At 73.6% G+C, this 1555-nt stretch carries 1 protein-coding gene; it reads left to right on the top strand.

Going from position 1 to position 1555, the window contains the following annotated elements; genetic code table 11:
* Window positions 1–68 precede the first annotated feature (68 nt).
* Window positions 69–1547 carry an IS66 family transposase gene (gene tnpC / locus CNO22_RS27010; RefSeq protein ID WP_198588645.1) on the top strand — a complete coding sequence of 493 codons (1479 nt, stop codon included), beginning with the start codon at window positions 69–71 and terminating at the stop codon, window positions 1545–1547.
* The last annotated feature ends 8 nt before the right edge of the window (window positions 1548–1555 follow it).

Genomic DNA, 1555 nt, shown 5'->3' with positions numbered 1-1555 from the left:
GTGACTGTTCAGGTGGTCGCCCGCGTGTCGTGATCGGGTGATCCTGGCGGGCTGTGAAGGATCGGTCCGTGTCCGCGCCGAGCTACGAGCAACTGGCGGCACTCGTGGCGGCGCAGGAGCGGATCATCGCCCAGCTGCAAGCGCGGCTGGGTGAGCAGGACGTCCGGCTGGCCGAGCAGGATGCGCGGCTGATCGAGCAGGACGCGAGGATCGCGGAGTTGGAGCGGCAGCTGGTGGCCTCCTCGCGGAACTCATCCAGGCCGCCGTCGGCCGATGGGCTGGACAAGCCGGCGCCGAAGTCGCTGCGCGGCCGGTCGGGCCGCAAGCCGGGAGGTCAGCCGGGTCGGCAGGGGCGCACGCTGCGGCAGGTCGAGCAGCCCGATGAGGTGCTGGTGCACGAGCCGGGCGCCTGCGCCGGCTGCGGTGCGGACCTGCCGGCAGGTGACCGGCCGGCCGGGATGATCCGCCGGCAGGTGTTCGACATTCCCAAGATCGAGGTGCGGGTGGTCGAGCACCGGCTGGTCTCTCGCCGCTGCGGCGGGTGCGGCACGCTCACCGCGGCGGCCGGCCCGGCCGGGGTGGCGGCGCCGGTGCAGTACGGCCCGCACGCCGCGGCGATTGCGGTGTACCTGGTCCTGGGCCAGCACGTGCCGGTCGAGCGCACCGCCGCGCTGCTGGCCGAGGTGTTCGGCACCCCGATGTCGGTCGGCACGGTGGCGGCCTGGACCGCCCGGGCGGCGGCCGGGCTGGAACCGTTCACCGCCGCCGCCCGCGCCGCGCTCACCGGCGCCGAGCTGGTGCACCTGGACGAGACCGGGCTGCGGGTGGCCGGGCGGCTGCACTGGCTGCACGTGGCCTCCACCGCCCGGTTCACCGGGTTGTTCTGCCATCGCAAACGCGGCAAGGAGGCGATCGACGCCGCCGGCGTGCTGCCCGGCTTCACCGGGATCGCCGTCCACGACGCCTTCGCCCCCTACGCCCGCTACCCGGCCGCCACGCATGCCCTGTGCAACGCCCACCTGCTGCGCGAGCTCATCGCCGTGGTCGACCACTACACCGCCCACCCGTCACCGAGCAGCGGCGAGGTACCCGCCGGCTGGTGCTGGGCCGGCCAGGTCATCGACGCGCTGCTGGCGCTGAAGGCGATCACCGACACCGGCGCCCTGCCCAACCCCGAAGTCCTGGCCGCGCACCGCCGCCTGATCGTCTCCGCCGCCCTGGTCGGCGCCTCCGCCGAGGGTGCCCCGCCCGGGGCGGTCGGCCGCCGCCACCGGTCCCTGGCCCGCCGCATCGCCCGGCGCCTGGATGACTACCTGCGCTTCGCCGTCGACCCGCGGGTGCCGTTTGACAACAACCCGGCCGAGCGGGACATCCGCATGGCCAAGATCAAGCAGAAGGTGTCCGGGTGCATGCGCACCCTCGCCGGCGCTCAGGACTTCGCCGCGATGCGCTCCTATCTGTCAACCGCGGCCAAGCACGGTCGCCGACCCTTCGACGTCCTGACCGAACTCACCAGCGGAAACGTCTGGATCCCAGCAACGACCTGAACAGTCAC

The sequence above is a fragment of the Geodermatophilus chilensis genome, assembly GCF_002802985.1.
In the GTDB taxonomy this organism is placed as follows: Bacteria; Actinomycetota; Actinomycetes; order Mycobacteriales; family Geodermatophilaceae; genus Geodermatophilus; species Geodermatophilus chilensis.
This window is presented reverse-complemented; position numbering and strand designations above follow the sequence as displayed.